Raw genomic sequence first — 25223 nt, 5'->3', positions numbered from 1 at the left:
GGCTCACTGCTGGCCGGCGAGCCCGGTGACGGTCTCGGCCGCTCCGTCGAGCGCCGACTGCACGTCGCCCTCGCCGAAGATCACGGTCTTGCCCCACGCGTCGCGGATCGCCTGCAGCATCTGCACGGTGTTCGGTCCCGACGGCACCTCGATGGTGCGGCTCGCCTGGTCGCCGAAGCGCTGGTAGGCAGGGTTCGCCTCGAAGTAGTCGGCGTACGTGGTCTGCAGGTCGGTCCGCAGCGGCATCTGGCCGGTGGTCTCGAGCAGCGAGCGGTCCTGCTCCTCGCTGGTCGCGAACTTCAGCACCTCCCACGCGGTGCCCTTGTTCTCGCAGGCGGAGTAGAGGCCGACGTTCTTCGCGTCGCTGAACGTCCACGTGTCCTCGGCCGCGGTGCCGTCGGGGGTAGGCACCGAGACGGAGCCCCAGTTCAGGTCCTCGTAGACCGAGACGGCCCACGGGCCCACGATCGACATGGCGGCCTGACCGTCGGCGAACGCGTCGCCCTGGTACTGCTCGCGGCCGGCGAGGCCCTGGTCGTAGAGGCTCTTCCAGAACTCGGCGACCGCGTAGCCGTCCTCGCTCGCGAAGGTGGCCTCGCCGTCCTCGACCAGGCCCGTCCCTCCGGTGGCCGCGGCGTACAGCGGCATGAAGTCGAACTGGGTCTGGAAGAACTCGCTGGTGGGCGCGGGCTGGATCGCGGCGGGCGCGGCTCCGGACTCGACGAGCGTCTTCGACGTCGCAACGAACTCGTCGTAGGTCGCCAGCGACGGGTTCTCGGGGTCGAGTCCGGCCTGCGCGAAGAGGTCCTTGTTGTAAAAGATGACGACCGGGTTGCTCTTCCACGGCATCTGGAAGTAGTCGCCGTCGGCGTTCTGGTACTGCTCGGCGAGGTCGCCGCTGCGGGTCTCGATGTAGTCGTCGCCGTCCTCGAACTCCGACAGGTCGACGAGGCCGCCCTGTCGCTCGAACTGGCCGACCGCGCTGGGGGCCGTGTTGAAGACGAGGCACGGCGCGTTGCCGGCGGTGATCGCGGCTCCGATGACCTCCTCGCTGCTCTTGCCGGCGGGGATCTCCTGGCCGGTGATCTCCTGGTCCGGGTTGTCCGCGTTCCAGGCCTCGACCATCGCCTCGCCCCAGGCGACCTCCTGCTCGTTGTTCGAGTACCAGATCGTGATCGGACCGGTCGCGGTGAGGTCGGTGGAGGCTCCTCCACCTCCTCCACTGCAGGCGGTGAGGCCGATCGTCGCCAGTGAGGCGATGCCGATCCCGGTGAGCCATCGTCTCGTCGTCGAGCTGCTCATGGTGTTCTCCTTGTCCTGTGCTCGGCGCGCGCGGCGGTGCGCGCGCCTCTCAGTGGGTCGGCCGCGGCGGAGCGGTCGAGTGGCGCACGACGAGCCCGGCGGGTTCGAGGTCGACGTCGGGGGCACTCCCGGTCTCGATGAGATCCAGGAGCGTGCGGGCCGCCGCCTCTCCCCAGCGCGCGGGGCGCGTGCGGGCGGAGGTCAGCGACGGGTAGACGTGGGCGGCGATCTCGGAGTCGTCGAATCCGGTGATCGAGAGGTCGTCGGGCAGCCGGAGCCCGCGGGTGTGCGCGACACCGAGGCCGGCGATGGCCATCGGGTCGTTCGCGCAGACGACCGCGGTGGGCGGTTCGGCGAGGTCGAGCAGCTGCTCCATCGCCCGGGCGCCCTGGCCCGCGCTGAAGTCGGTGGCCACGACGGGGCCCGGCTCGAGGCCGGCGGCGGCGCAGGAGCGGAGGAACGCGGTGCGGCGCCGCTGCGAGTGCAGCAGGTGGTCGGGTCCGGCGACGTGGGCGATGCGCTCGTGGCCGAGGGCGGCGAGGTGGGCGACCGCGTCGGCGATGCCGGCCGCGTCGTCCATCACGACGGCCGGGGACGCCGATCCGTCGTAGCGGCCGAGGGTGACGGCGGGCAGGCCGAGCTCGGCGAGCAGCGCGGACCGGGAGTCGCCCTCGCGCAGGTCGGTGAGGAAGACGCCGTCGACGCGGCGGTCGGCCGCGAGGGTGCGGTAGACCGCCTCCTCCGCGGGGCCCGGCTCGACGACGCTCAGCACGAGCACCCGGCCGTTCTCGGCGAGCACGCGCTCGACGCCCGAGATGAAGGAGGGGAAGAACGGATCCGCGGCGATCACCTCGGGGTCGCGCGCGACGACGAGGCCGACGGCGAACGAGACGCTGGTCGAGAGGGAGCGGGCGGTGACGCTGGGCCGGTAGCCCAGATCGGAGGCGACCTGCAGGATCCGCTCGCGCGTCCCGACGGAGACGCCGGGCCGATCGTTCAGGGCGAACGAGACGAGCGCCTTGCTGACCCCGGCCTCGCGGGCGACGTCGAGGATCGTGGGCCTGCTCGCCATCGTGCGCCTCCTCGTCGAGTCTGAACCGGTTTACTGAACCGGTTCAGAGCACCGTAGCAGGAGCGCGGGGCGGGCGGAAGGCCCCGACGAGCGGCGGTGCGCTGCGGAACATCAGCTGAGCGGGGGGTCTGTCGCCTGTCAGCGGTCAGGGGTGCCTCACGGCTGACGTTGCGCAGAGAACTCACCGCTGTCGACGGGAACACCGACCGCCTCCCCCGCGTTGCCCTCTGACATGACCGTTCCCCTCTCGATCCTCGACCTCGCCCCCATCGCCCCCGGAGAGACCGCGCGCGACAGCTTCGCCGCCTCGGTGGCGCTGGCGCAGCAGGCCGAGCGCAGCGGGTACCGCCGGGTCTGGTACGCCGAGCACCACAACATGGCCTCGATCGCGTCGAGCGCCACCTCGGTGCTCATCGCGCACGTCGCGTCGCAGACCTCGACGATCCGCCTCGGCTCCGGCGGCGTCATGCTGCCCAACCACTCCCCGCTGACCATCGCCGAGCAGTTCGGCACCCTCGCGACCCTGCACCCCGACCGCATCGACTTGGGCCTGGGCCGCGCGCCGGGCAGCGACCAGGCGACGTTCCGGGCGCTGCGCCGCGATCCGGAGTCGTCCGAGCGCTTCCCACAGGACGTCCTCGAGCTGCAGGCCTTCCTGGCCGGCGAGTCCCGGATCCCCGGCGTCAGCGCGACGCCCGGAGCCGGCACCCGCGTGCCCCTCTACATCCTCGGCTCCTCGCTCTTCGGCGCCCAGCTCGCCGCGGCTCTGGGCCTCCCCTACGCCTTCGCCTCGCACTTCGCGCCCGACGCGCTGCACCAGGCCGTCGCCGAGTACCGCCGCGGCTTCCGCCCGTCGGAGCAGCTCGACGCGCCCTACGTGATCGCCGGAGTGAACGCCATCGCGGCCGACACCACCGCCGACGCCGAGCGCCAGTTCGCCGAGATGAAGCGGGCCCGCCTGCTGATGCTGCTGCGCCAGAGCGGCCAGATCCCGCTCGACCAGCAGTTCTCGGACGACGAGCTCGACAGCCTCCTGAGCGCCCCGGTCGGCGCGCACGTGGCGAGCATGACCCACTACACCGGAGTCGGCACCGGCGAGGAGGTCGCGGACTACGTGGCCGGATTCGCCCGCTCGGCCGACGCCGACGAGGTCATCGTCGCCCACGCGTCGCTCGCGACGCCGGCGCGCCTGCGCTCGGTGGAGCTGCTCGCCGACGCGCACGCCCGCGTCGCGGCGTGAGCGCCTGAGGGCCGGATCCCGGCGCCGGCGCCTGCAGAAGTAAGGCTGAGAGGCCGGATATCGCGCACTCCACGCGATTCCGGCCTCACAGCCTTCGTTCCGACGGTCCGGCGCGCGGATCCCGTCCGCAACCGAGGGCCAGAGCCGGCGAACGGCCCAGAACGGCCTCGCCACACCCTCCCGACCTCGGTTCCGAACGCGTCCTCAGGCCAGCCCCGCCCCGCCCACCGCGAGGCTCACCACCACCGTCAGCGCCGTCGTCCAGAGCACGATCGCGACGCCCTGCCACAGCAGCACGCGCCCCTTCGCCACTCCGGCCCCCGCGAGCATCACCGCCGTGAAGTGCGTCGGCAGCAGCAGCGGCCCGAGCAGGCTCACTCCGGGCACCCCGTACCGGGTGAACGCGCGCTGGAACTTCTCGCGCCGCGCGGAGGACTTCCGCGTCCGCCCCTTCGTGACGGCCGAGCGCACCCCCGCGCCCAGCAGCACCAGCAGCGCCACGCACACGAAGTTGCCCACCGCACCCGAGATCGCTGCGATCACCGGGTTGATGCCGCCGATGATCCCGATGGTCGCCGCCCCCTCGCCCTCGATGAACGGCACGGCCCCGGCGGCCGCCACCACGAGGGGCTGCACGAGGTCGGGGACCCGGGCGAGGAGGTCCTGGAATCCGAGGATGGCGTCGGCTGCGATGTCCGACATGTCGTCTCTCCGCTCTGCTGACCGCGTCGGCGGCCCTCCCGTCTCTCGGGATGACTCCATCCGACCGCAGTCGCGAGCGCCCCGGCAGTGCCACCGGGTCACCTCCGCAGGGGAGGAACGCACCCCCGAGGGGTGACATCCGTCATGGTCGTACTGTGGGCGGCATGAGCACTGCGCCCGAGACGATCGACGCCCCGCCGTCCGGCCGCGGCGTGTCGGCCACCTGGTGGTACACCCTCGTCTCGGCGGGCTCGTTCGTCCTCGCCGTGCTGTTCGTCTGGTCCGTGCCGATCCTCGTCGGCGATCCGCAGCCGTGGCGCGTCGCCGCGTACTTCGGGAGCGCCGTGGTCTGGTGCGCCGCCTTCGCGATGCTGATCCTGCGCTACCGCCGGGCGCGGGAGGACTCGCCCGTCGGCCCGTCGGCGGTCCTCGTCGTCGGAGTCGCAGCGGCGGCCGGCGTCGGGGTCGCCACGGGCAGCGTGACCTCCGCACTCTCCCTCGCCTTCGCCCTGGTCGGCGTCCTGCCGTGGCCGCAGGGCGTCCGCGGTCGCCTCACCGGGCTCCTCACCGTCGTCCTCGTGGTGTCTGCCGCGCTCGAGCACGAGCGGCTGAGCGCCGGGCCGCTGTCCGCGGCCGACCTCTGGCCGATGATGCTGATCTTCGCCGCCGCCCTGCCGTTCTCGATCGTCAGCATGCTCTGGTGGTGGGACATCGTGCGCGAGCTCGACCGCGCGCGGGCGGCGGAGGGTCGCCTCGCGGCCGCGCAGGAGCGGCTGATCCTCGCGGGCGACGTCCACGACCTGCAGGGGCACCACCTGCAGGTGATCGCCCTGCAGCTCGAGCTCGCCGAGCGCCTCCTCCGCGACGACCCCGACGGAGCCCTCGATCAGCTCCGCGCCGCCCAGCGCAGCGTCGACGGCGCCCGCACCGGCACCCGCGAGCTCGCCACCCGCTTCCGCAGCGTCTTGCTCTCGGACGAGCTCGAGAACGCCGCCGACCTCCTCCGCTCGGCCGGGCTGCGTGTGCAGCTCGACATCGGCCCGGACGCCGACCTCGCGCCCGCCGACGCGCTCGGCCCCGTGGTCCGCGAGAGCACGACCAACATCCTCAAGCACGGCGGAGGCGAGTCCGCCCGCCTGCGGCTCGCCCGCGACGAGGGCGAGTGGCGGTTCCACGCCGAGAACGACCTCCCCGCCGAGCCGGAGGCGCCCGACGAGCAGGGCGCCGGCATCGCCGGCATGACCGAGCGGATCGAGCGCGCCGGCGGCACCCTGCGCACCCGTCCGACGCGGCGCACCTTCGAGCTCGAGGCGCGCCTGCCCGTCGGAGGTGCGCGGTGATCCGCGTGCTCCTCGCCGACGACGAGGACATGATCCGCACCGCCCTCGCCGCGCTGCTCCGCCTCGAGGACGACCTCGAGATCGTCGGCGAGTGCCGCGACGGCGAGGAGGCGGTGGCCGAGGCGCTGCGCCTCGAGCCCGACGTCTGCCTCTTCGACGTCGAGATGCCGGGCATGGACGGCATCGAGGCCGCGGAGCGACTGCGCCACTCCTCCGCCACCCGCGTCGTGGTCGTGACCCGCCACGCCCGCCCCGGCGTGCTGCGCCGTGCGCTGGCCGTCGGAGTCGCAGGCTTCCTCCCCAAGTCGCGCCGCGCCGAGGACGTCGCGCAGGTCATCCGCCTCGTCGCGAGCGGACGCCGCTACGTCGATCCCGAGATCGCCGCCGACGCCCTCGCCACGACGCGCAGCCCGCTCACCGACCGCGAGCTCGACGTGCTGAGCGCCGGCTCCCGCGGCGAGACCATCGGGCAGATCGGAGCCGCGCTGCACCTCTCGAACGGCACCGTGCGCAACCACGTGTCGTCGATCCTCCGCAAGCTGCAGGTCGACACCCGCCAGCGCGCGGTGATCGAGGCCCGCGAGCACGGCTGGATCTGATCGCGGCGCCCGCCCGACGGCCGAGGCCTGCAGAAGTAAGGCTGAGAGGCAGGGATCAGCTCAGATCACGCGCGATCGGCCTCTCAGCCTTGGTTCTGAGGCGATTCGGCCTGTGACCGACCCCGGCACCCCGCCCTCAGTGCCCGCGCGCGATCCACTCCTCGCGGTGCGGCGCCTCCGCCCCGATCGTCGTCGAGTCGCCGTGCCCGGTGCGCACGACCGTCTCCGCCGGCAGCGTCAGCAGCCGGTCGGTGATCGACTCGATGATCGTCGGGAAGTCGCTGTAGGAGCGGCCGGTCGCGCCCGGCCCGCCCTGGAAGAGGGTGTCGCCCGTGAAGACCGTGCCGAGCTCCTCGGCGACGAAGCAGACCGCTCCGGGCGAGTGGCCGGGCGTGTGCCGCACCTCGAGCTCGAGGCCGGCCACGGCGATCCGCTGGCCGTCGACGAGCGCCGCGCTCGGCGCACTGTCGGGGTGCACCACGTCCCAGAGCATGCGGTCGGAGTCGTGCAGCAGCACGGGCGCGCCCGTCGCCTCGCGCACGCCCGCCACCGCGTCGATGTGGTCGTCGTGGGCATGGGTCAGCAGCACGGCCACGAGGGTCCGGTCGCCGACCGCCGCCAGGATCGCGTCGGCGTCGTGCGCGGCGTCGATGACGACGCACTCGGAGTCGTCGCCGACGATCCAGACGTTGTTGTCGACGTCCCAGGTGCCGCCGTCGAGGCTGAACGTGCCGCTGGTGACGAGGTGGTCGATCCGCGCGCCCATCAGAGCACCACCACCGAGCGCAGCACGTCGCCGCCGGCCATCGTCGCGAAGGCCTGCTCGATGTCGCGGATGCCGATCCGCTCGCTCACGAACTCGTCCAGCGGCAGTCGGCCCTGCAGGTAGAGGTCGGTCAGCATCGGGAAGTCGCGCTCGGGCAGGCAGTCGCCGTACCAGCTCGACTTCAGCGATCCGCCGCGGCCGAAGACGTCGAGGAGGGGGATCTCGAGGATCATCTCGGGCGTCGGCACCCCGACGAGCACGACGGTGCCGGCGAGGTCGCGGGCGTAGAAGGCCTGGCGCCAGGTCTCGGGACGGCCGACCGCGTCGATCACGACGTCGGCGCCGAACGTGTCCGTCAACTCCTGCACGGCCGCGACGACTCCCGCCTCGTCGAGTCCACTCGAATCGATGACGTGGGTCGCGCCGAGCTTCTGCGCGGCGACCAGCTTCTTGGGGTCGCGGTCGACCGCGATGATCGTGCTCGCTCCGGCCAGCTTCGCGCCGACGACCGCTGCCGTGCCGACTCCTCCGCAGCCAATGACCGCGACGGAGTCGCCGCGCGTCACGTTCCCGGTGTTCATCGCGGCGCCCAGGCCCGCCATGATGCCGCAGCCCAGCAGCCCGACCGCCGCCGGATCGGCCGACGGATCGACCTTCGTGCACTGCTTGGCGTGCACGAGCGTCTTCTCGGCGAAGGCGCCGATGCCCAGCGCCGGGCTGAGCTCCGTGCCGTCCTCGAGGGTCATCTTCTGGGTGGCGTTGAAGGTGTTGAAGCAGTACCAGGGCTCCGCGCGCACGCACGCCCGGCACTCGCCGCAGACAGCGCGCCAGTTGAGCACGACGAAGTCGCCGACGGCGACGTGCGTCACTCCCTCGCCGATCGCGCTGACCCGGCCCGCGGCCTCGTGGCCGAGCAGGAACGGGAAGTCGTCGCTGATCCCGCCCTCGCGGTAGTGGTAGTCGGTGTGGCAGACGCCGCACGTCTCGATGTCGACGACGGCCTCGCCGGGCCCGGGGTCGGGGATCACGATGTCGACGAGCTCCACGGGAGCGCCCTTCGATCGGGCGATGACGCCGCTCACAGTGGTGGGCATGGGGGCTCCTTCGTCGGTGCGGGGTGGTGCTCGGAACCGTTCCACCGTACCGGGCGTCGGGTCGCCGACTCCCGGCCGCTGGTCGGCCCGGCCTCGGACAGCGGCCGACGCCCGTCGCCGCGCTCGCACCGCCCACTAGGGTCGGGGGCAGCGCCGCTACCGCCGTGCTCAGAGCGGAGGAGGACGGCGTGGAGCGCAGGCAGGCCGAGGATCACGTCCGCGCGGCGCAGAGCCGGACCGAGTCGTTCGGCCGCGGCCGACTGGTCTCGACGTACTCCATCCGGCACCGCCCGGGCCTCGACGTCGCGTTCGTGCTCGACGGTGCCGCGGGCGACTTCCAGATCGGCATGGGCGCCGCCTCCGACGACTACAGCTCCGTGATGTCCCTCGGAGTCGACAGCCGCGAGGGCCGCCTGCACGCGGTCGGCCTGTGGACGGTCGACGGCCGAGCCGAGAAGCTCACCGCCCGCATCCTCCTCCAGGACCGCGGACTGATCGTCGTCGAGGCGACGCCGCTGCCCCTGGCGAAGCGCCCGCGATCCCTCAAGTGCTGGTCGTTCCTCCGCCAGGACGGAGTCGACCACTACTCCGACGTCGTCGGCTTCGTCTCCCCCGAGCTGGCCGCCCTGCCGCCGGTGCCCCTGAGGACCTACCCGCGCTGACCGGCCGGCACGCGTATCGTGGGCGGATGCGCCCCACGACGACCCCGACGGCCGCCTTCGTCATCGCCGCGCTCTGGGCGGGCATTAGCATCTGGGGCTTCGCGATCCCGAACACCGGATTCGCCGTCGGCGGCCTGGTGGTCGCCCTGGCGTTCGCAGGTCTCGGCGTCTACCGAATTCGGCGACGGCCCCGTCGTCACGACTGAGCGTCCGACCCCACCTGCGTCCGCGCGCGGGCCGTCCAGTGGTGCGGCAGCTCCTCGACCGGCGGCTGCCCCGCGACGAGAGCCAGACCCCGGAGGTAATGGTCGTCGACGGTCACGACCGTGATCGTCCCGAACCGGTAGCCGAGTGGTCGCTCGTGCCAGGTCCCGTCCGGCCGGACCTCCGAGAGGTAGAACCAGCGGCCGACGAGCTCGTTCGGCACGCCCACCCAGAGGGAGTCGTGCCTCCGGTCGCGTTCGATGCCCGTGAGCACTCCCGGCCGCAGGAGCGCCGCGAGCATGCCGGCGGTCGTGTCCAGATCCGAGGGCTCCACTCCGCTCGGCGCCCGCGGCGGCCACTCCGGCTGGAGGGAGGCGGAGCGGCCCTCGAACGACCGGTCGCGCCGCACCCGTGAGATCTCGCGCAACCGGACGGCAGTGACTCCGTCGAAGTAGCCGCCCGCCATGATCCGCGTGAGCAGCACCCACTTCGCACCCAGGCCGACGACGAAGCCGTCGATCGACTGCCCGGGCCGTGAGACGCGCTCGAGCCGGACGAGCCGCTGCGACGCCGCAGCCCCCTCGAGTCTGCTGCGGATCTCCGCTGGGGAGGACATCATGCCCGATCCTCGCGTTCGCCCACGGTACGGCCGTCGACGTAGCTCCGCAGGAACGAGCGCACCGCGACCCTCCGGGCCCCCTCGAGCCGCTGATCCGCTATCGCCTCGAAGCGTGTGCGCAGTTCGGCGGGATCGATCAGTCCGGCGGTGATCAGCTCGTGGACGAACTCCTTGTCCTTGATGTCATTGCGTCCGAGCTTGGCCGCGCACAGGTCGTGCGGGTCGAGGCAGAGACCGGTCGAGCCGCTCTCGACCTCGACCCGGACGACGCGTTCCGCCCATCCTTCTGGCAGGTACGCGGTGCGCACGCTGACGCCCTGGATGTAGAAGCCGTGCTCGTCGTCGAACGGGGACCATTCGCCCGCGAGGACATCGATCCGCGTCGCCAGCGACTCCTGCGCATCGTCCTCGAGCGGAGCGATGTCGGCCTCGCGGGACATCGTCGCGCGCTCCGGAAGGACGTCCTCGGAGTAGCTGCCGAGGATCGCCTGCGATCCGATCACGAGGACCCGATCCTGCTGAACGATGGAAGCCGCCGTCGCGATCGCGAGTTCCCGCTCTTCTCTTCTCATCGCGCGGCGCGCGCGATCGCCCGTGCGCGTTCCTCCTCGCTGAGCACCCCGGCGAACGGCGAGATCTGGCGCATCTCGATCGCGCGGAGGGAGGGGGAGAGCATCACGTCGACCAGGCGGCCGATCTCGCGCTGCGCGGCCAGGTCGCTCCAGACCTCGAGGAGCGCGACGGCGCCGCCGCGAACGCGCGACCGCATCCGCCGGACGTTCTCCGGGACGCGATCGAGGACGTCGTCGGGACGGTCGACCAGCTGACGGGCCACCGCCCGATGGAGTTCGAGCGCGACACGATCCTCGCGGCGATCCAGAGGGGTCGACGAGTGGAGCGCGATGTCCTCGGCCTCGATCGACGTCCCCATGGCCCCGAGCGCGCGCTCCAGAGTGGATCGTCGGAGAACTCCTCGCGCCTCCGACTGCTCCCACTGGGTGACCGCGCTCGGCGCGACTCCGGCTCTGCGTGCGAGATCGCGGACGCCCAGGCCCAAGCGCAAACGGGTTCTTCGCAGCATCGGACACCTCCCTGTTCAGTTTAGAACTGAACAGTTGATCTGCAGAGGCTGACGCGGAACACGACGTGGGCTCGGACGCCGACGGTCGAGGCATCGCTGCCTCCCGCCGCGCACCCCCGCCCAGCTTCTCGGCGGCTCCACCGCAGACCCTTCCCAGGTTGGCGCGCCGCGCCCTTCGCTACAGTTGACCCCAGCAAGGGGAGTACTCCCGTCTGCGGTGAGCCCGTCATTACGGATGCGACAGAGCATCCCGGGCCATCGGCTCCGCCCGCGAAGACCTCAGGTCCGCGGCGGAGTGGAGGAGACCTTGGTGTCATCCCGACCACCCACCCCTTGGAGTACGCCGTGCAGGTCACCCCCGCCGTCTGGCTGATCACGATCGCCGTGACGATCGCCTTCTTCGTCTACGAGTTCTTCGTCCACGTGAGGAAGCCCCACGAACCGACCATCGGCGAATCCGCCCGCTGGTCGGCCTTCTACATCGGCCTCGCGCTGCTGTTCGGCGTCGGTATCGGCGTCGTCGCCGACTGGCGCTACGGCGGCGAGTACTTCGCCGGCTACCTGACCGAGAAGGCGCTGTCGCTCGACAACCTCTTCATCTTCCTCATCATCATGAGCGGCTTCGCGGTGCCGAAGAAGTACCAGCAGAAGGTGCTGATGATCGGCATCGTCATCGCGCTGATCATGCGCGGAGCCTTCATCGCCGTCGGTGCGGCGCTGATCGAGAACTTCTCGTGGGTCTTCTACCTGTTCGGCGCCCTGCTCTTCGTCCTCGCCTACCAGCAGATCAAGGGCGACCACGGCGACCCGTCGAACAACGCCTTCATGCGCCTGGTGCGCCGCATCCTCCCCGTCACGGACGAGTACCACGGCGACAAGCTGACCGTGAAGAAGGACGGCAAGCGCTTCGTCACTCCGATGCTGCTGACGATCGTCGCGATCGGCTTCATCGACCTCGTCTTCGCGCTCGACTCGATCCCCGCGATCTACGGCCTGACCAGCGAGGCCTACATCGTGTTCACCGCGAACGCCTTCGCGCTGATGGGTCTGCGCCAGCTGTTCTTCCTCATCGGCGGACTGCTCGAGCGCCTCGTCTACCTCAGCCAGGGCCTCGCCGTGATCCTCGCGTTCATCGCCGTGAAGCTCGTGTTCCACGCCCTGCACGTCAACGAGGTGCCCTTCATCAACGGCGGCGAGCCGCTGCTGTGGGTGCCCGAGATCCCGATCTGGTTCTCGCTCACCTTCATCGGAGCGACGATCGCCGTCGCCACGATCGCGAGCCTGCTCAAGACCCGCGGCGACCGGGGCAAGTCCGACCGCGCGAGCGTCGAGGGCGAGCCGATCGAGACCGCGAAGGACGTCGACTCGCGCACCGACGCGTAGCACTCCGCACCGCACGCAGCGCCGCTCGGGAGGCCGTTCCTCCCGGGCGGCGCTGCGTCGTGAGGGGCGCTGTGCCGTAGGGCGGCGCCGTGCCGTCAGCGCTCCAGCACGAAGTCGACCGGCGTCGACACCACCCCGTTCGCCTGCACGGTGACGGAGTGGGCGCCCGGGTAGTACCGCCGCGTCGTGATCTCGCGGAACGAGTGCGTCCGGGTCACGGTCGTCCTCTCGCCCGCAGCGAGGCGCCGGGTCGCGAGCCGGAAGGTCTTGGGCCGGACGGAGCCGTCGGCCCGTTGAAAGCCGATCGAGTAGTCGATGACGACCGTCGCCTCCGTCCCGCCCTCGTTGACGATCTCGGCGGAGATCTGGACGGAGCCGCCCCAGGGCACCGCGTCGACGGAGAGACTCGGGCGGCCGACCCGCAGCAGTCCGCCGTCGAAGCCGGCGAGGACGAGCGCTTCCGGATGGCCCTTCTTCAGCAGGGTCCTGAGTGCGTGGCGCACCACCCGCGGCGTGTTCGCGTCCGGGTCCGCCGACCAGCCCGCAGCCGTCTCGATCACGATCTCCGGATCGACGCGACTGAGGTCGTTGAGGTGGTTGGCCGTCGAGCGGCGCACGTACTCGGACTCGTCCCGATAGGAGGCGTCGAGGACCCCCCGCGTCGCGCGCGGGTTCGCGAGCAGCCACGGCACGCGCTTCGCCCAGGGCAGGAAGGCGCGCGAGCCCTCGGTGGCGAGCCGCCGCACGTGCTCGTTCTCGTGATCCGTCCAGGTCAGCATCACGGCGAGCGCCCGCTCCGGACGCGCGATCAGCAGGTCGCGGATCGCGAACTCGCCGGTCAGGCCGACGGTGAGCCGGGCGAGCAGTGCGAGCGCCGCGTCGAAGTGCTCGGCGGATCCGCTCTCGAGAGCGCGGACGGTGACGAGCTCGGTGACCGGCCAGATCATCCAGCCCTCGAGGAGCGGCTGCTCGACGAGGTCGAGGACGAGGCTCTCGACGGCCGGGAACCCTGCGGGCAGGTCGCTCAGCAGCGCGTCGCGCACGAGGTCCACGCGCTGCCGGAGCCGGAGGCCGTCCAGCAAGTCGCTCACCGCGGCGAGCGCCGGCAGCTCCTCCGGACCCACCGCCCGGATCGACGCGGCCAGCCGCTCGACGACCTCCGGGCCGATCAGATCGTCCATCGCGCCCACGGTGCGCCCCCTCCGTCGTGTCGGATCAGGGTCCCATGCGCGCTGCGCTCGGCGTCGGCGGATCTCGATACGCCCGCTCCTCGGGCTACGCGATCAGCAGAGGGCGCCGCCCCACCCCGCAAGCACCTCCCGAACCCCTTGCTGGTCGAGCAGCCCCGCCGGGGCGTATCGAGACCCGCGTCCGCCGAGGACCGACCCCTCAGATGTCCGTCCGGTCCACGTCCACCACCTCGCGCCGCAGCTCCGCGGTCACGTCCCGCTCGCCCGCGACCGAGGCCACCCGGAGCGTCACCCGCTCGACCGGCACGACGGTCCTGGTGATCCCGATCCGCTCCTCGTGCAGGATCACGACGACCGGCTCGACAGGCGCGGCGGCTCCGTCACCCGGCAGCGGATCGTCGCCGGGCAGCGGCTCTCGCACGAGCCGGATCTCCTCGCGGCGGACGTCGACGGTGATCGTCCGCTGCTCGGTGACGACGACGCGCTCGAGCCGGACGCGCTCGGTGGCGAACCGCCGCGTCGAGACGACGAGTCGCTCCTCGTGCAGAACGACGGACGGAGGGGTCTCGGGCGACGCGCTCATGCGAGGAGCCGGGAACAGGGATGCATGGTCTCTCCGATGCGATGCGAGGAGCGGGCCGGCGACGGGAGCGCCGGGGAAGAAGGGAACGGCCGGCCCCACTCCGAGGAGCGGGACCGGCCGGAGGAGTGCTGCTCGGGTCAGACCGCGCGGCGCGCGCTGGTCTTCTGACCGGTCTGCTGCTTCGCGGCCTCGGCCGCGCGCGAGGCCTGCTCCGTCACGGACGGAGCGTTCTTCGCCTCCTGCTGGATCTTCGGCGCCTCGGCCTCGGCCTTGGTGAGGATCGCCTCCCAGCGCTGCTGCATCGGCTTGATGAGGCCGCCGCCGGCACCGACGATGATGACGCCGGCGATGATCGCGAGCACGGCGATGAGGATCGGCGTGGTGACGGTCGTGGCGACCTCGATCTGGTTCAGGGCCGCGGTGGCTCCGAGGAACAGGATGAAGATCGCGACGATGTTGCCGAGGAGCTTGCCGTAGGAAAGTCCGCCCAGGGTGTTCTGGATGAGCCCCTTGGCACCCGCGGCGATCGCGGCGGCGATCACGATGATGATGATCGCGACGATGATCTTGGGCAGGAAGCCGATGATGCCCTGGAGCAGATCGCTGACCGGGTTCGGGCCGAAGACACCGAACGCGAACTGGAGCACGAACAGCACGAGCGTGTAGTAGATGATCTTCGACACGATGTCGGAGGCGTCGAGCTTCGAGTTCGCGAGCGCCTTCTTGATGCCGCCGCGCTCGACGGCGCGGTCGAAGCCGACCTTCGTCAGCAAGCGCGAGAGGCCCTTCTCGATGAGCTTGGCGACGATGAGGCCGACGATGAGGATGAGCAGGAAGAGCAGCGCGAGCGGGACGAACGCGATGACCGCGGCCAGGCCGTTCTGCAGTGCGGCGGGGAAGTCCATGGGGAGCCTTTCGGGCGGGGAAGGGACGGGGAAGGGACGGTGCGGCCGATCGGGTCGGCCGCACCGGTGCGCGACTAGCGGGTGCCGGTCTCGTCAGTGGTCGTGGTGCGCGTCGTGGTCGGGTCGACGAGCTCGATCTCCTCGTGCGAGACCTCCTCGTCCACGCGCTGCTGCTCGGTGACGGTCTCGGTGCCGAGGCTGACGCGCTCGACGGGGACGGTCTCCTTGGCGGTGACGACGCGCTCCTCCGTGAGGATCACCTCGTGCTCCTCCTCGCTGAGGTCGGGGCCCGCGAGGGCGTCGCCGGCGTTGGCCTCGGTGATCGGCTCGCGCGTGAGGGTGACCTCGTCGTGGCTGACGGGGACGGTGCGGGTGACCTGCTCGGTGACGATGTGCTTGCGCAGGCGGGCGCGGCCGGCCTCGACCGTCTCGGTGCCCACGCGCAGGCGCTCCTCGGAGCGCGTCATGGCGTCGTCGGTCGTGGGGCCGGAGGTGTCGTGGCCCTCGGTGCCCTGACCCGAGCCGTGGCCCTCGGTCACGAAGTCCGTGGTCGTGCCGCGGTCGGCGTCCTGGTCGTAGAGGGGGCTCTCGGCGCGGGTGCCGCCGACCCCGTAGTACGAGTACAGGGCCTGCTCGTCGTCGGCGGTGAGCGCGCCGTCGTCCTCGATGCGCGGCGCGTCCTTCACGAACGACTTCTCGTAGGCGACGCGGACCACTCCGCCGTCGAACGAGGCGTCGCTCAGCGGCGCGAACGACTCCGAGGAGCCGAAGAGGCCGGTGCGGATGGTGACCCAGGTGGGCTGCTGGCTGTCGTTGTCGACGTAGACCTGGCCGACGGTGCCGATCTTCGCGTCGTCGGTGCCGTGGACATCGGCGCCGATCAGGTCGGTGACGGTGCTGCTGTCGATCATGATGCACTCTCTTTCGCCGGGCACTGGCCCGGATAGCGGTGACGGATGGACGAGCGGACCGGAGGCGCGTCCGTGCCGGAGCGCTCTCCGATTCCTCCGGAGAGACAGGACCGGCCGCAGAGCGAGCCCCTGCAGTCACTCCGCTGGGAACGGACTTACGGTGTAAGCCACTGGTGAACCTTACGGTGTAAGCATCAGTAGGGTGGAGGAGCTTGCGTGTTCACCCCGCACCTGGTAGCCGGGCCGGGACGAGCGCCGCAGAGAGGTGTCTTCCGTGACCGACCGCGAACGAACAGGCAAGTCCGGCTCCTCCGCGCCGCGGCTCAGCCGCGACCTGATCATCGACACCGCCCTCGCCCACATCGACCGATCGGGAGCCGAGGCCCTCTCGATGCGCTCGCTCGCGCAAGAGCTGGGCGTCGAGGCGATGTCGCTCTACCGCTACGTGCACGGCAAGGAGGACCTCCTCGAGGGCGTCATCGCCGTGCTGATGAAGGACCTCACCGCGGCTCTCGCCGAGGCGGACGGCCAGCACTGGCAGGAGTTCCTGCAGACCGCCGCCCACGCGGTGCGCCGCATCGCGACCGACCATCCGAAGGCGTTCCCCCTCGTCGCGACCCGGCACCCGGCCGCGCCCTGGCTGCGCCCGCCGCTGCGCAGCATCGAAGTCGTCAACACGTTCCTCACGACCCTGACGGCCAACGGCTTCACCGACGAGCAGGCCGTCGGCGCCTACCGGTCCTTCAGCAGCTTCCTGCTCGGCCAGCTGCTCCTGCAGTCCGCGGTCCTCGGCGCGGAGACGTCTCCGACGGACCTCCCTCTCGACGAGGGCGACGCCGACATCCCGCAGCGCGACGGCAACCTCTCCCTCGACTCCGCGCCCGAGGTCCGGCGCCTGCGCACCCTGCTCAGCGAGGACCGCAGCACGGAGGAGTTCGAGATCTCCCTCGAGACCCTCCTCGACCGCCTCGACCTGCGGCTCTCGCAGTAGGCGGGCGCCGCCCGGCTCAGCACTGAGTCGCGACCCACCACCGCCCGGACACGCGGATCTCGATACGCCCTCTCCGAGGGCTACTCGATCAGCAGAGCTCGCTGGTCGAGTAGCCCCGGAGGGGCGTATCGAGACCGTCGGGGTTCAGCAGATCGGGACCATGATCACGTCTTCTGGAGAGGGTGGATCTCGACACGCCCGCTGCGCGGGCTACTCGATCAGCAAGCAGGCGGCCATACGCCTGGTGAGACTTCTCCTCAGAGACCCGCCCGCATCGCGAGAACCCGCCGGGGCGCGGATCACCCGAAGATCCGCGCCCCGACGGGCACCACAGTCCTACGCCCTCAGAGCGCGGGAGTCCAGATGCGCATCGTCGACGGCCCGCGGTTCGCCCAGGTGTAGTACGGCCGGAACTCGACGTCGACGCGCCGCTCGACGGAGGCGGCCGCAGTCCCGTACGCCCACTCCTCCTCCTGCGCGCTGACCGCCGCGATCGCCGCGCGCGCGCCGCCTCCGGGCGTCGGCACCGGCTCCACCGAGCGGTCGATCGCGATGTGCTCCGTGTCGAGCCCGTCGGGCAGGTCGATCGACTCGACCGCCAGCACGAAGGGTCCGCGCTCGAGCGCGACCTGCCCGCGAACGGCGTCGATGCGCGGGTGGGGCGTCACGAATCGCGCGGTCATCGGGAGCGACAGCCGCACGACCTCGCCGGCGCGGAAGGCGCGCCGCATGGTCACGGTGTCGCGCGACTCCTCGACCGGAGACCCGTCGAGCAGCGCCGAGCCGCGCGCCCACGGGGGGATGCGCAGGGTGAGCGAGAACTCCGCGTCCTGCTCGATGCGCACCGCGATCTCTCCGTCGGCGGGGTACTCGGTCTCGACCTGCAGGGCGATGCCGTCGGTCTCGATCCGGTACGCGCCGTACTGGTGCAGCTGCACGCCGTCGTCGTCGGCCGTCGCGAAGCCCAGCTCGACGCTCGCGAGCGTCCGCGCCGTGTTCGTCGGGCAGCAGGACACCCAGAACCAGGGCGCCCGCAGGCTCGACTGCGCCCGGTCGGTCTCGACGGACTCGTCGGGCTCCACTCCGTCGACCCGCTGCTGCAGGGTGTTCGTGTAGAAGAAGGCGCGGCCGTCGGCGCGGGTCGCCGGAAGCACCGCGTTCAGCAGGGTCCGCTCGATCAGGTCGGCGTAGGCGGTGTCGCCCGAGCGCAGCAGCAGCCGCCAGCTGAGCATGTCGGAGGCGATGGCCGCGCAGGTCTCGGCGTAGGCGCGGTCCGAGGGCAGCTCGTAGTCGGCTCCGAACGCCTCGTCCTGGTGGTGCGAGCCCATGCCGCCGGTGATGTACGTGCGCCGCGCGACGGTGCTCGACCACTGGCGCCGCACGGCGTCCTCGAGCTCGGCGTCGCCGGTCTCGACCGCCACGTCGAGGGCTCCGGAGGCGAGGTACAGCGCGCGGACCGCGTGGCCGCGCAGCACGTCCGCCTCGCGGACGGGGACGTCGTCCTGGAAGTACTCCGGCCCGAACTGCACGGCGCCGAGGGTGCCCGTGCCGCGGCGCTCGACGAAGAGGCGGGCGAGCTCGAGCCAGCGGCCGTCCCCCGTCGCGCGGGCGAACTCGGCGAGCGCCGGCTCGATCTCGGGGTGCCCGCAGACCGCGACGCGTCCGCCGGATCCGAACTCCCGCCAGACGTGCTCGGCCAGCCGCCGCGCCACCGCGGGCAGAAGGTCGTCGTGCCCCGTGCGCAGCCGCGCGACTGCCGCCTGGATCAGGTGCCCGAACGAGTACAGCTCGTGCCCCCACTCCAGGTTCGAGTACCGGGCGGGCTGGCCCTCGCGGCCGAAGCTCGTGTGGAGGTAGCCGTCCTCCTCCTGCGCCGCGGCGACCCGGGCGACGAGGGCGTCGTAGGAGGAGGCGAGCGCCGCGTCGTCCGAGCGGCCCAGCTCCCAGGCCATCGCCTCGAGCAGCTTGTAGACCTCCGAGTCGACGAACTCGATGCCGGCGTGGCGGTTCCCGGAGGCGTCCGAGAGGGTGCCGTCAGCCGCGCGGTCGAAGTTGCCGGCCCAGCCCACGCGCTCGATCCACGAGAGGCAGTGGCCGATCACGGCCTGCGCGCCGAGATCCTGGTACTGCTTCCAGAAACCGCCGGTCAGGCGGATCTCGTGCTGCCCGAGCGGGCGCAGCCGACCGGAGCCGGGTGCGACCGGCCCGCCGAGGGCGGTGGTGGTCGCAGGGAAGGTCGTGGTCACGGAGTTCTCCTAGGTGGAACGGTCAGTCCTTGACGGCGCCGGCGGTGACTCCTGCGGAGACGTAGCGCTGGGCGACGACGAGGAGCACGGCGGCGGGGAGGGAGGCGACGACGGCGGTCGCCATGATCGAGTTCCACTCCTGGTTGTTGTTGCCGATGTAGCGGTAGATGCCGAGCGTGATCGGCTGCAGGTCCCCTCCGCTGTCGAGCGTCGAGGCGAAGACGAAGTCGGACCACGCCCAGAGGAACGCGAAGAGCGAGACGGTGACGACGGAGTTGCGGCTGATCGGCATGATCACGGACGTGAAGGTGCGCCAGGCGCTCGCGCCGTCCATCCGCGCCGCCTGGGTCAGCTCGTCGGGGATCCCCGACATGAACGCGGTGAAGATCAGCACGCCGAACGGCACCGCGATGGTGGAGTCGGCGACGATCAGCCCGGCCACCGAGTTGAGGAGCCCGAGGTTGAGGTAGATGGCGTAGAAGCCCATCGCCATGATGATCGCCGGGATCATCTGCGCGATCAGCAGCACGAACGAGACCCCGTTGCCTCCGCGCGGCCGCAGCTTCGCCAGCGAGTACGCGGCCGGAGCGGCGATGACGACGGTGAGCAGGACCGTCCCGATCCCCACGATCAGGCTGGTGCCCAGGAACGGCAGCTGCTCGCGCAGCACCGCCTCGTAGCCGGTGAAGGTGGGCGAGAGCGGGAACCAGTCCGGCGGATCCTTGCGCATCGAGCCGGTCGGAGTGAGCGAGACGTTCACCATCCAGTAGACGGGGAACAGCATGATCCCGGTGAGCAGGACGCCGACCGCCGTCAGCCACCAGGGCCTGCGCGCGGTCACGACTGGGCCTGCTTCCGCTGCATCCGGATGTAGACGACGCCGAACGCGAGGGCCAGGAGGATCAGCAGGTTGCCGACCGCCGCCGCGGGTCCGAAGTCGGGCAGCATCGAGCCGAAGCCGAGCTGGTAGGTCCAGGTCGCGAGCGTGGTGGACGAGTCGGCCGGGCCGCCCTTCGTCATGATCCAGATGATGTCGAACACCTTCAGCGTGTAGACGAGGCCGAGCAGGATCGTGATCGCCGAGACCGGTCGCAGCAGCGGCAGCGTGATGCGCCAGAACTGCTGGGCGCCGGTGGCGCCGTCGAGCGAGGCCGCCTCGTAGAGGTCCTGCGAGATGTTCTGCAGACCGGAGTAGAGGATCACGAGGTTGAACGGGATGCCGATCCAGATGTTGGCGATCAGCACCGCGATCAGCGAGGTCGACGGCGACGTGAGCCAGTTGATCTGCCCGATGCCGAACGTCTGCAGGAACGCGTTGACGATCCCGGATTCGCTGTTCAGCATCCACGACCAGGTCGACGCCGACACGATCAGCGGGAGGAGCCACGGCACCAGGAACAGCGCCCGCAGCGTCGAGGAGAGCGGGAAGGTCCGGTAGAAGAAGACCGCCAGCGCGAGCCCGATCGAGAACTGGAACGCGATCGACACGACCGTGAAGACGGCCGTGTGCAGGAGCGCCGGCCCGAAGGTCGCGTCCTGGAACACCTGGATGTAGTTGTCGAACCAGATGAACGCCGCATCCCCCTGCACGAACGAGCGGACCGTGTAGTCCTTCAGGCTCAGCTCGAGATTGCGGTAGAGCGGGAACGCGTAGAAGACGAGCAGGTAGACGACCAGCGGAGCGAGGAACGCCCAGGCGATCAGCTGGCTGCCCTCGAGGCGCGTGCGGCGCCGGGGCGGAGCGACGATCGCCGGGGCGGCGTCCCTCCGCTCGCCTGCGCGCTGCAGCAGCCGGGCGGTCTCGGTGGTGGTGGTCATGGTCTCTTCCCTCTGACGGCCGGGTCGGTGCGCGCGGCACCGACCCGGCTCATCCGGCTACTTCGTGGCGGACTCGGCCGCGGCCTGCGCGGCCTTCAGTGCGTCCTCGGGCGACTGCGAGCCGCTCAGCGCGTTCTGCACGGCCGTCCAGAGCTGCTCCGAGATCTGCGGGTACTTCGTGCCGAGATCGTCCGAGGTGCGGCCCTTGGCGGACTGCACCGCCTCGACCCACGGCTCGAGGTCGGCGTTCCCGGCGACCTGCGCCTCCTGGGCGGCAGCGGTCGGCGCGATGTACGAGAGCGTGGTGTCGGTCGTGACGAGGTTGTCGGTCGACGTCAGGCACTCGGCGATCGCCGCGGTGGTCTCGTAGCGCGACTCGTCGCTCTGCACCGGGAGGGTGAGGAACTCGCCGCCGGTCGGCGCCGGAGCGGATCCGCCGTCGATCGCGGGGATCGTGAGGATCCCGTAGTCGATGCCGGAGGCCTTCGCGTTGGCCAGCTGCCAGGTGCCGTTCTCGCCGAACGCGTACTCGCCGGTCTCGAACTCCTGCCAGCTGGTGGTCTGCGTGTTGCCGATGACGGAGTTGGGCGCGTAGCCCTTCTCGACCCAGTCGGCCCAGAGCGAGACGGCCTGGACGGCCTCGGGCGAGTCGAGCTCGGTGAGCTCGGCGCCCGATCCCCAGAACCACGGGAGGAACTGGAAGCTCCCCTCCTCCGTGCCGATGCCCGAGAACGTGATGCCCTTGCCGCCCGAGGCGGTGACCTTCGCCAGCGCGTCGGTCAGGCTCGCCCAGTCGGTGACGGAGGCGATGTCGACGCCCGCCGCGGCCAGGACGGTCGTGTTGTAGTAGAGCGCGAGGGTGTTGGCCCCGATCGGCACACCGAACGTGTCACCGCCGGTCTGCCCCGCCGCGAGGATGTTCGCGTCGATGTCGCCGGTCTCGAGCCCGTTCTCGGCGGTGGTGGTCAGGATCCCCGACTCGGCCAGCGTCGAGACGACGGGGTTGTCGACGAGCAGGATGTCGGGCGAGTTGCCCTGCTGCCCTGCGAGCAGCGCCTTGTTGGTCAGGTCGGTGGTGTCGTAGCCGGTGCGCTCGACGGTCACCCCCGCCTCCGTCCCGCAGGCGTCGATGAGCTTCGCCCAGTCGCTGCTCTCGTCGAACTGTGGGTACGGGTCCCAGAACGTGTAGGTTCCTCCCGCGGCCGAGCTGGAGCCGTCTCCGGATCCTCCGGCGCAGCCGGTCAGTGCGGCCGCCGCCGCTCCCAGCGCGACGGCGGCGCTGAGGCCCCGTGCGTACTTCCTCGTCCTCACGGATGTTCCCTTCGTCGTTGACGGGTCGGTTCCGGTCCGCCTCCGCGGCGTTACCGAAACTACTTTCTGCGGGATGAACCTACGCACGCCGCTGCCGGGCGTCAAGAGCGCGTTACGTTTCGGCCTTTTCGGTTTTTCGCGCACTCGTGCGAGGATCGGGCGGAGCGCTCATCCGCGCCGTCGATCGGAGGACGCCGTGACCCCGCGCAAACCCACAGGCTCGATCACCCTCACCGACGTCGCCCGCGTCGCCGGCGTCTCGGTCGCCACGGCGTCGAAGGCCCTGAACAACCGCGACCAGGTGCGCGCCGAGACCCGCCAGCGCGTCCTCGACGCCGCCGCCTCGCTGTCGTTCACCCCGAACCCGTTCGCGAAGGCCCTGAACTCGTCGCGCACCGGCACCATCGGCATGCTCACCAGCGACCTCGACAACCGCTTCGTGCTGCCGGTCCTTCTCGGCGCCGAGGACGCCTTCGGCGCCGGCTCCACCTCGGTCCTGCTCTGCGACGCCCGCGGCGACTCCATCCGCGAGCAGCACCACATCAAGAACCTGCTCGCCAAGCGCGTCGACGGCATCGTGATCCTGGGTCGCACCACGAACTCGCGCCCGTCGATCACGAGCACGATCCCCGTGCCGGTGGTCTACGCCTACGCCCCCTCGGAGGATCCCGCCGACTCGTCCTTCACGCCCGACAACGCGCAGGCCGGCGTCCTCGCCGCGGGACACCTGCTCGACCGCGGCCGCCGCCGCATCGCCCTCATCAACGGCGAACCCAGCTACGCGGCCGCCCGCGACCGCGCGGCCGGCGTGCAGCAGGCGCTGACGGCGGCGGGTCTGACGCTCGTCGGCGGCGACGTGCTCTACGGCCAGTGGTCCGAGAGCTGGGGGCGGCAGTGCGCGGAGGAGCTCGTGAACGCGCACCCGGACCTCGACGCGATCATCTGCGCGAGCGACCAGATCGCGCGCGGCGCCCTCGACCACCTGCGCGAGAGCGGGCGACGGGTGCCGCGGGACGTCGCGGTCGTGGGATTCGACAACTGGGACCTGCTCGTCGAGGCCGCGCGGCCGCCGCTGTCGAGCATCGACATGCAGCTCGAGACGCTGGGGCGTGCCGCAGCGGAGGAGCTGTCGCACGCGATCCGCGGCGGAGCGACACCGGGCGTCCGTCGGATGCCGGTGCGGCTGGTGCCGCGCGAATCATCGGCGTGAGGCGGCGCTCGGGTGCAGACGAGGCTCGCCTGGACGATCGCCTCCGAAGACACCGCTCACACTCACCTCACCCAGGGTGTGCAGCCGAGAGTGATGAGCACCCGAGAAGAGTCCCGAACCCCGTCGGACTCGGTATCTCCCTCCGAGCATCCTGCTGAGACGACATGAACTCGCGTCCGACGAGGTTCGCGGAGGCGGCCCCGAGGCGGACGATGTGCCGCGCTCCTCACCCTCCCTGGGTGAGGCCGGTGATCAGGTTGATGGCGACGGCCACCACGAAGGTGCCGAAGAAGTAGGACAGCAGAGCGTGGGCCAGGGCGATGCGGCGTGAGGGGGTGGAGGAGCGGGTGATGCTGTCGGCGCTGTACGCCATGCCGATCGAGAAGGCCGTGTAGGCGAAGTCGCTGTAGGACGGGTCCTCGTCCTGGTCGAAGTCGAAGCGGTGGCGGTCGTCGAGGTAGTACATGCGCGCGTATTTGAAGGCGTAGACGGTGTTGATGAGCGCCCAGGCCGCGACGACCCCGACGACCGCGAGGATCGCGGCCGCGGATCCGACGGGGTCCTTCTGCTGACTGCGGATCAGCGCGATGACCACGAGGACGAGGCTGAGGAAGGTGGCGGCGATGATGAGCGAGTCGACCAGCTTCCGGGACCGGTCCTCGTGGCGGGCGAGGTCGCGGGTGCGGTCCGGGTCGGCCGGCCACGCCGTCGACCAGGACCAGACGAGGAACACCGCGGCGGCGATCGCCCAGCCGAGCAGAGGCGACAGATCGGGGACACCGAGGAGCGCGGCGATCGCCGCGACGGCTGCGCCGACGAGTGCGGCGACACCGGCCTTGACGGACAGGTGGGACATGACGGTTCCTTTCCGATCGGTGGTTCGTCGTCCGGTCGCGCAGTCCAGTGATGCTCCGCGCGGAGCTCATCCGGGCCGGGCACGCGCGAGGGGGACGTAGAGGCCGGCGCGCTCGGCGCGGACGGCCGCGAGCGTGCGCGACGTGGCGTCCAGCTTGACCAGGATGTGCTCGAGATGAGCGGCGACCGTGCGGGGAGCGACTCCCAGCGCCCGGGCGATCTCGAGATTGGAGCACCCCTCGATCACGTGGCCCAGCACCTCGAGCTCCCGCGGTGTCAGGCCCCGCAGGCGCGTCGCGGGAGAGAGCACGACGACTCCGCGGATCACTGCGGCCAGTTCTCTCCCGCAGGCCAGCACCGTCACCCGCACGTAGCCGTCCGGCGACTGCCGGCGTCCGCGGGGCCACAGGAACGAGGCGTAGTTCCGCCCCTCGCCGAGGGCATCCCTCGCGGCGTCGATCAGAGCCGAATCAGCCGTGAGCAGCTCGTCCGCGGAGAGCCCCGGAAGGGAGGCGACGCCGTGGTCGGGGAGGAGGACCACACCTGCGCCGGCTCCGCCGACGAGGACTGCCGACGCTGCAAGGGACCGGACCGGGTCGATGCCCGACGCGAGCTTCGGTAAGAGTCGGGCGAGTCTTCGCCGGAGAGTCTGCGACGGCGGATCCGCGCTCCGGAACAGCACTGTCAGGAAGCCCACGTGCCGACCCCCGCCCTCGAACAGGGCGACGGACAGGGTCTCCCGGAATCCCGCGGGGAGCAGGCACTCCGCCCAGGTCCGCAGGTCCCCCGACGAGAAGGGCACATCCGACACGCTGATGGGAGGCCGTGCGCGATCGGCGCCGGTCCTCTCGATGTCGTGCACCATCTGCGGACCGCTCAGATAGCGGACGCTCGACTCGTCGAGGTCGATGCTTGCGACCGAGCTGTAGCCGACGGGACCCGGTGCGGCCAGCGCCATCCATGCGCCGTCGAAGGGGACGTGTCGGCGCAATTCGTCCAGCAGCGCCTGAGCCCGCTCGTGGACAGGACCTGGGCGCGCTGCGATGTCGGCGAACTCAAGCGCAGCGCTGCGTGTCATAGGAGTCGACCACCTCAGGATGATCGGCAGATGGCGTCGGAGAGGACGTCCGCGATCAGTC

At 71.1% G+C, this 25223-nt stretch carries 26 protein-coding genes; 8 read left to right on the top strand and 18 right to left on the bottom strand.

The features are described from left to right. Nucleotides 1-3: 3 nt before the first annotated feature. Both C1I63_RS05070 and C1I63_RS05065 read right to left on the bottom strand, forming a co-directional pair. Nucleotides 4-1302 carry an extracellular solute-binding protein gene (locus C1I63_RS05070; protein ID WP_107574005.1) on the bottom strand — a complete coding sequence of 433 codons (1299 nt, stop codon included), beginning with the start codon at nt 1300-1302 and terminating at the stop codon, nt 4-6. Between the two features lie 49 nt (nt 1303-1351). Then, nucleotides 1352-2374 carry a LacI family DNA-binding transcriptional regulator gene (locus C1I63_RS05065; RefSeq protein ID WP_107574004.1) on the bottom strand — a complete coding sequence of 341 codons (1023 nt, stop codon included), beginning with the start codon at nt 2372-2374 and terminating at the stop codon, nt 1352-1354. A gap of 232 nt (nt 2375-2606) precedes the next feature. Between C1I63_RS05065 and C1I63_RS05060 the strand changes: the two genes are divergently transcribed. After that, nucleotides 2607-3614: an LLM class flavin-dependent oxidoreductase gene (locus tag C1I63_RS05060; protein WP_055784674.1), complete on the top strand. Its 1008-nt coding sequence runs from the start codon at nt 2607-2609 to the stop codon at nt 3612-3614. A gap of 204 nt (nt 3615-3818) precedes the next feature. Here C1I63_RS05060 and C1I63_RS05055 read toward each other — a convergent pair whose 3' ends face one another. Further along, a complete protein-coding gene (locus C1I63_RS05055; protein ID WP_107574003.1) occupies nt 3819-4316 on the bottom strand; it encodes a small multidrug efflux protein in 498 nt (165 codons plus the stop codon). 164 nt (nt 4317-4480) lie between these two features. Here C1I63_RS05055 and C1I63_RS05050 point away from each other — a divergent pair, with 164 nt between their 5' ends. Both C1I63_RS05050 and C1I63_RS05045 read left to right on the top strand, forming a co-directional pair. After that, entirely contained in the window at nt 4481-5656 is a 1176-nt protein-coding gene (locus tag C1I63_RS05050) for a sensor histidine kinase (protein ID WP_170116316.1), read from the top strand. Continuing rightward, on the top strand, nt 5653-6255 hold the full coding sequence (locus C1I63_RS05045) for a response regulator transcription factor (protein ID WP_107574001.1): 603 nt from the start codon (nt 5653-5655) through the stop codon (nt 6253-6255). Before C1I63_RS05050 ends, C1I63_RS05045 begins: the two co-directional genes overlap by 4 nt. Before the next feature lie 136 nt (nt 6256-6391). Here C1I63_RS05045 and C1I63_RS05040 read toward each other — a convergent pair whose 3' ends face one another. Next, nucleotides 6392-7021 (bottom strand): MBL fold metallo-hydrolase, encoded by a 630-nt coding sequence (locus C1I63_RS05040; RefSeq protein ID WP_055784658.1) that lies wholly within the window; start codon nt 7019-7021, stop codon nt 6392-6394. Continuing rightward, nucleotides 7021-8115 carry an S-(hydroxymethyl)mycothiol dehydrogenase gene (locus tag C1I63_RS05035; protein WP_107574000.1) on the bottom strand — a complete coding sequence of 365 codons (1095 nt, stop codon included), beginning with the start codon at nt 8113-8115 and terminating at the stop codon, nt 7021-7023. The genes C1I63_RS05040 and C1I63_RS05035 overlap by 1 nt, the downstream gene beginning before the upstream one ends. A 188-nt stretch (nt 8116-8303) precedes the next feature. Here C1I63_RS05035 and C1I63_RS05030 point away from each other — a divergent pair, with 188 nt between their 5' ends. Together C1I63_RS05030 and C1I63_RS05025 are read left to right on the top strand one after the other, a co-directional pair. Then, the gene (locus C1I63_RS05030) at nt 8304-8777 is read left to right on the top strand and encodes a hypothetical protein (protein WP_107573999.1); all 474 of its coding nucleotides are present in this window, start codon (nt 8304-8306) and stop codon (nt 8775-8777) included. 26 nt (nt 8778-8803) lie between these two features. Continuing rightward, nucleotides 8804-8983: a hypothetical protein gene (locus C1I63_RS05025; protein ID WP_107573998.1), complete on the top strand. Its 180-nt coding sequence runs from the start codon at nt 8804-8806 to the stop codon at nt 8981-8983. Here C1I63_RS05025 and C1I63_RS05020 read toward each other — a convergent pair. From C1I63_RS05020 to C1I63_RS05010, 3 genes are all read right to left on the bottom strand, one after another. Beyond that, a complete protein-coding gene (locus tag C1I63_RS05020) occupies nt 8974-9600 on the bottom strand; it encodes a hypothetical protein (RefSeq protein WP_146168371.1) in 627 nt (208 codons plus the stop codon). The two genes, C1I63_RS05025 and C1I63_RS05020, sit on opposite strands and share 10 nt — an antisense overlap. After that, nucleotides 9597-10103 (bottom strand): DUF6036 family nucleotidyltransferase, encoded by a 507-nt coding sequence (locus C1I63_RS05015; protein WP_107573996.1) that lies wholly within the window; start codon nt 10101-10103, stop codon nt 9597-9599. Before C1I63_RS05015 ends, C1I63_RS05020 begins: the two co-directional genes overlap by 4 nt. A 65-nt stretch (nt 10104-10168) precedes the next feature. Continuing rightward, nucleotides 10169-10681 carry a helix-turn-helix domain-containing protein gene (locus C1I63_RS05010; protein ID WP_107573995.1) on the bottom strand — a complete coding sequence of 171 codons (513 nt, stop codon included), beginning with the start codon at nt 10679-10681 and terminating at the stop codon, nt 10169-10171. Nucleotides 10682-11026: 345 nt separating this feature from the next. Here C1I63_RS05010 and C1I63_RS05005 point away from each other — a divergent pair, with 345 nt between their 5' ends. After that, nucleotides 11027-12064, top strand: a complete 1038-nt coding sequence (locus tag C1I63_RS05005) for a TerC family protein (protein WP_055788630.1) — start codon at nt 11027-11029, stop codon at nt 12062-12064. A 95-nt stretch (nt 12065-12159) separates the two neighbouring features. Here the strand turns inward: C1I63_RS05005 and C1I63_RS05000 are convergent, their stop codons facing one another. The 4 genes from C1I63_RS05000 to C1I63_RS04985 form a co-directional block, all read right to left on the bottom strand. Beyond that, complete coding sequence (locus C1I63_RS05000; RefSeq protein ID WP_107573994.1) at nt 12160-13245, bottom strand: DNA alkylation repair protein; 1086 nt, start codon at nt 13243-13245, stop codon at nt 12160-12162. Nucleotides 13246-13453: 208 nt separating this feature from the next. Continuing rightward, nucleotides 13454-13837, bottom strand: coding sequence for a YsnF/AvaK domain-containing protein (locus C1I63_RS04995; RefSeq protein WP_107573993.1), 384 nt, complete (start codon nt 13835-13837; stop codon nt 13454-13456). Between the two features lie 137 nt (nt 13838-13974). Continuing rightward, nucleotides 13975-14742, bottom strand: coding sequence for a mechanosensitive ion channel family protein (locus C1I63_RS04990; RefSeq protein ID WP_107573992.1), 768 nt, complete (start codon nt 14740-14742; stop codon nt 13975-13977). 74 nt (nt 14743-14816) lie between these two features. After that, the gene (locus C1I63_RS04985) at nt 14817-15653 is read right to left on the bottom strand and encodes a PRC and DUF2382 domain-containing protein (protein ID WP_107573991.1); all 837 of its coding nucleotides are present in this window, start codon (nt 15651-15653) and stop codon (nt 14817-14819) included. A 274-nt stretch (nt 15654-15927) separates the two neighbouring features. Between C1I63_RS04985 and C1I63_RS04980 the strand changes: the two genes are divergently transcribed. Further along, on the top strand, nt 15928-16644 hold the full coding sequence (locus tag C1I63_RS04980) for a TetR/AcrR family transcriptional regulator C-terminal domain-containing protein (protein ID WP_107573990.1): 717 nt from the start codon (nt 15928-15930) through the stop codon (nt 16642-16644). Nucleotides 16645-16988: 344 nt separating this feature from the next. Here C1I63_RS04980 and C1I63_RS04975 read toward each other — a convergent pair whose 3' ends face one another. Genes C1I63_RS04975 through C1I63_RS04960 form a run of 4 tightly spaced genes read right to left on the bottom strand, consistent with a single transcriptional unit; the run spans nt 16989 to nt 22019 of the window. Beyond that, on the bottom strand, nt 16989-18890 hold the full coding sequence (locus C1I63_RS04975; RefSeq protein WP_107573989.1) for a glycoside hydrolase family 127 protein: 1902 nt from the start codon (nt 18888-18890) through the stop codon (nt 16989-16991). A 22-nt stretch (nt 18891-18912) separates the two neighbouring features. Further along, nucleotides 18913-19731: a carbohydrate ABC transporter permease gene (locus C1I63_RS04970; protein WP_107573988.1), complete on the bottom strand. Its 819-nt coding sequence runs from the start codon at nt 19729-19731 to the stop codon at nt 18913-18915. Continuing rightward, entirely contained in the window at nt 19728-20708 is a 981-nt protein-coding gene (locus C1I63_RS04965) for a carbohydrate ABC transporter permease (RefSeq protein ID WP_107573987.1), read from the bottom strand. The genes C1I63_RS04970 and C1I63_RS04965 overlap by 4 nt, the downstream gene beginning before the upstream one ends. Nucleotides 20709-20765: 57 nt before the next feature. Continuing rightward, on the bottom strand, nt 20766-22019 hold the full coding sequence (locus tag C1I63_RS04960; protein WP_107573986.1) for a sugar ABC transporter substrate-binding protein: 1254 nt from the start codon (nt 22017-22019) through the stop codon (nt 20766-20768). A 196-nt stretch (nt 22020-22215) separates the two neighbouring features. Between C1I63_RS04960 and C1I63_RS04955 the strand changes: the two genes are divergently transcribed. Continuing rightward, on the top strand, nt 22216-23229 hold the full coding sequence (locus tag C1I63_RS04955; protein WP_243592210.1) for a LacI family DNA-binding transcriptional regulator: 1014 nt from the start codon (nt 22216-22218) through the stop codon (nt 23227-23229). 226 nt (nt 23230-23455) lie between these two features. Here C1I63_RS04955 and C1I63_RS04950 read toward each other — a convergent pair whose 3' ends face one another. Next, nucleotides 23456-24085 carry a DUF1345 domain-containing protein gene (locus C1I63_RS04950; RefSeq protein ID WP_107573984.1) on the bottom strand — a complete coding sequence of 210 codons (630 nt, stop codon included), beginning with the start codon at nt 24083-24085 and terminating at the stop codon, nt 23456-23458. Nucleotides 24086-24151: 66 nt separating this feature from the next. Further along, entirely contained in the window at nt 24152-25162 is a 1011-nt protein-coding gene (locus tag C1I63_RS04945) for a helix-turn-helix transcriptional regulator (RefSeq protein ID WP_107573983.1), read from the bottom strand. Nucleotides 25163-25223: the final 61 nt, after the last annotated feature.

The sequence above is a fragment of the Rathayibacter caricis DSM 15933 genome (genome assembly GCF_003044275.1).
In the GTDB taxonomy this organism is placed as follows: Bacteria; Actinomycetota; Actinomycetes; order Actinomycetales; family Microbacteriaceae; genus Rathayibacter; species Rathayibacter caricis.
This window is presented reverse-complemented; position numbering and strand designations above follow the sequence as displayed.

Coding starts and splice junctions, on each gene's coding strand:
- C1I63_RS04985 (WP_107573991.1), bottom strand. CDS start 15,653: ATGATCGACAGCAGCACCGTCACCGACCTGATCGGCGCCGATGTCCAC.
- C1I63_RS05060 (WP_055784674.1), top strand. CDS start 2,607: ATGACCGTTCCCCTCTCGATCCTCGACCTCGCCCCCATCGCCCCCGGA.
- C1I63_RS04945 (WP_107573983.1), bottom strand. CDS start 25,162: ATGACACGCAGCGCTGCGCTTGAGTTCGCCGACATCGCAGCGCGCCCA.
- C1I63_RS05050 (WP_170116316.1), top strand. CDS start 4,481: ATGAGCACTGCGCCCGAGACGATCGACGCCCCGCCGTCCGGCCGCGGC.
- C1I63_RS05010 (WP_107573995.1), bottom strand. CDS start 10,681: ATGCTGCGAAGAACCCGTTTGCGCTTGGGCCTGGGCGTCCGCGATCTC.
- C1I63_RS05000 (WP_107573994.1), bottom strand. CDS start 13,245: ATGGACGATCTGATCGGCCCGGAGGTCGTCGAGCGGCTGGCCGCGTCG.
- C1I63_RS05035 (WP_107574000.1), bottom strand. CDS start 8,115: ATGCCCACCACTGTGAGCGGCGTCATCGCCCGATCGAAGGGCGCTCCC.
- C1I63_RS04995 (WP_107573993.1), bottom strand. CDS start 13,837: ATGAGCGCGTCGCCCGAGACCCCTCCGTCCGTCGTTCTGCACGAGGAG.
- C1I63_RS05070 (WP_107574005.1), bottom strand. CDS start 1,302: ATGAGCAGCTCGACGACGAGACGATGGCTCACCGGGATCGGCATCGCC.
- C1I63_RS05040 (WP_055784658.1), bottom strand. CDS start 7,021: ATGGGCGCGCGGATCGACCACCTCGTCACCAGCGGCACGTTCAGCCTC.
- C1I63_RS04990 (WP_107573992.1), bottom strand. CDS start 14,742: ATGGACTTCCCCGCCGCACTGCAGAACGGCCTGGCCGCGGTCATCGCG.
- C1I63_RS04965 (WP_107573987.1), bottom strand. CDS start 20,708: ATGACCACCACCACCGAGACCGCCCGGCTGCTGCAGCGCGCAGGCGAG.
- C1I63_RS05025 (WP_107573998.1), top strand. CDS start 8,804: ATGCGCCCCACGACGACCCCGACGGCCGCCTTCGTCATCGCCGCGCTC.
- C1I63_RS05055 (WP_107574003.1), bottom strand. CDS start 4,316: ATGTCGGACATCGCAGCCGACGCCATCCTCGGATTCCAGGACCTCCTC.
- C1I63_RS05065 (WP_107574004.1), bottom strand. CDS start 2,374: ATGGCGAGCAGGCCCACGATCCTCGACGTCGCCCGCGAGGCCGGGGTC.
- C1I63_RS04950 (WP_107573984.1), bottom strand. CDS start 24,085: ATGTCCCACCTGTCCGTCAAGGCCGGTGTCGCCGCACTCGTCGGCGCA.
- C1I63_RS05020 (WP_146168371.1), bottom strand. CDS start 9,600: ATGATGTCCTCCCCAGCGGAGATCCGCAGCAGACTCGAGGGGGCTGCG.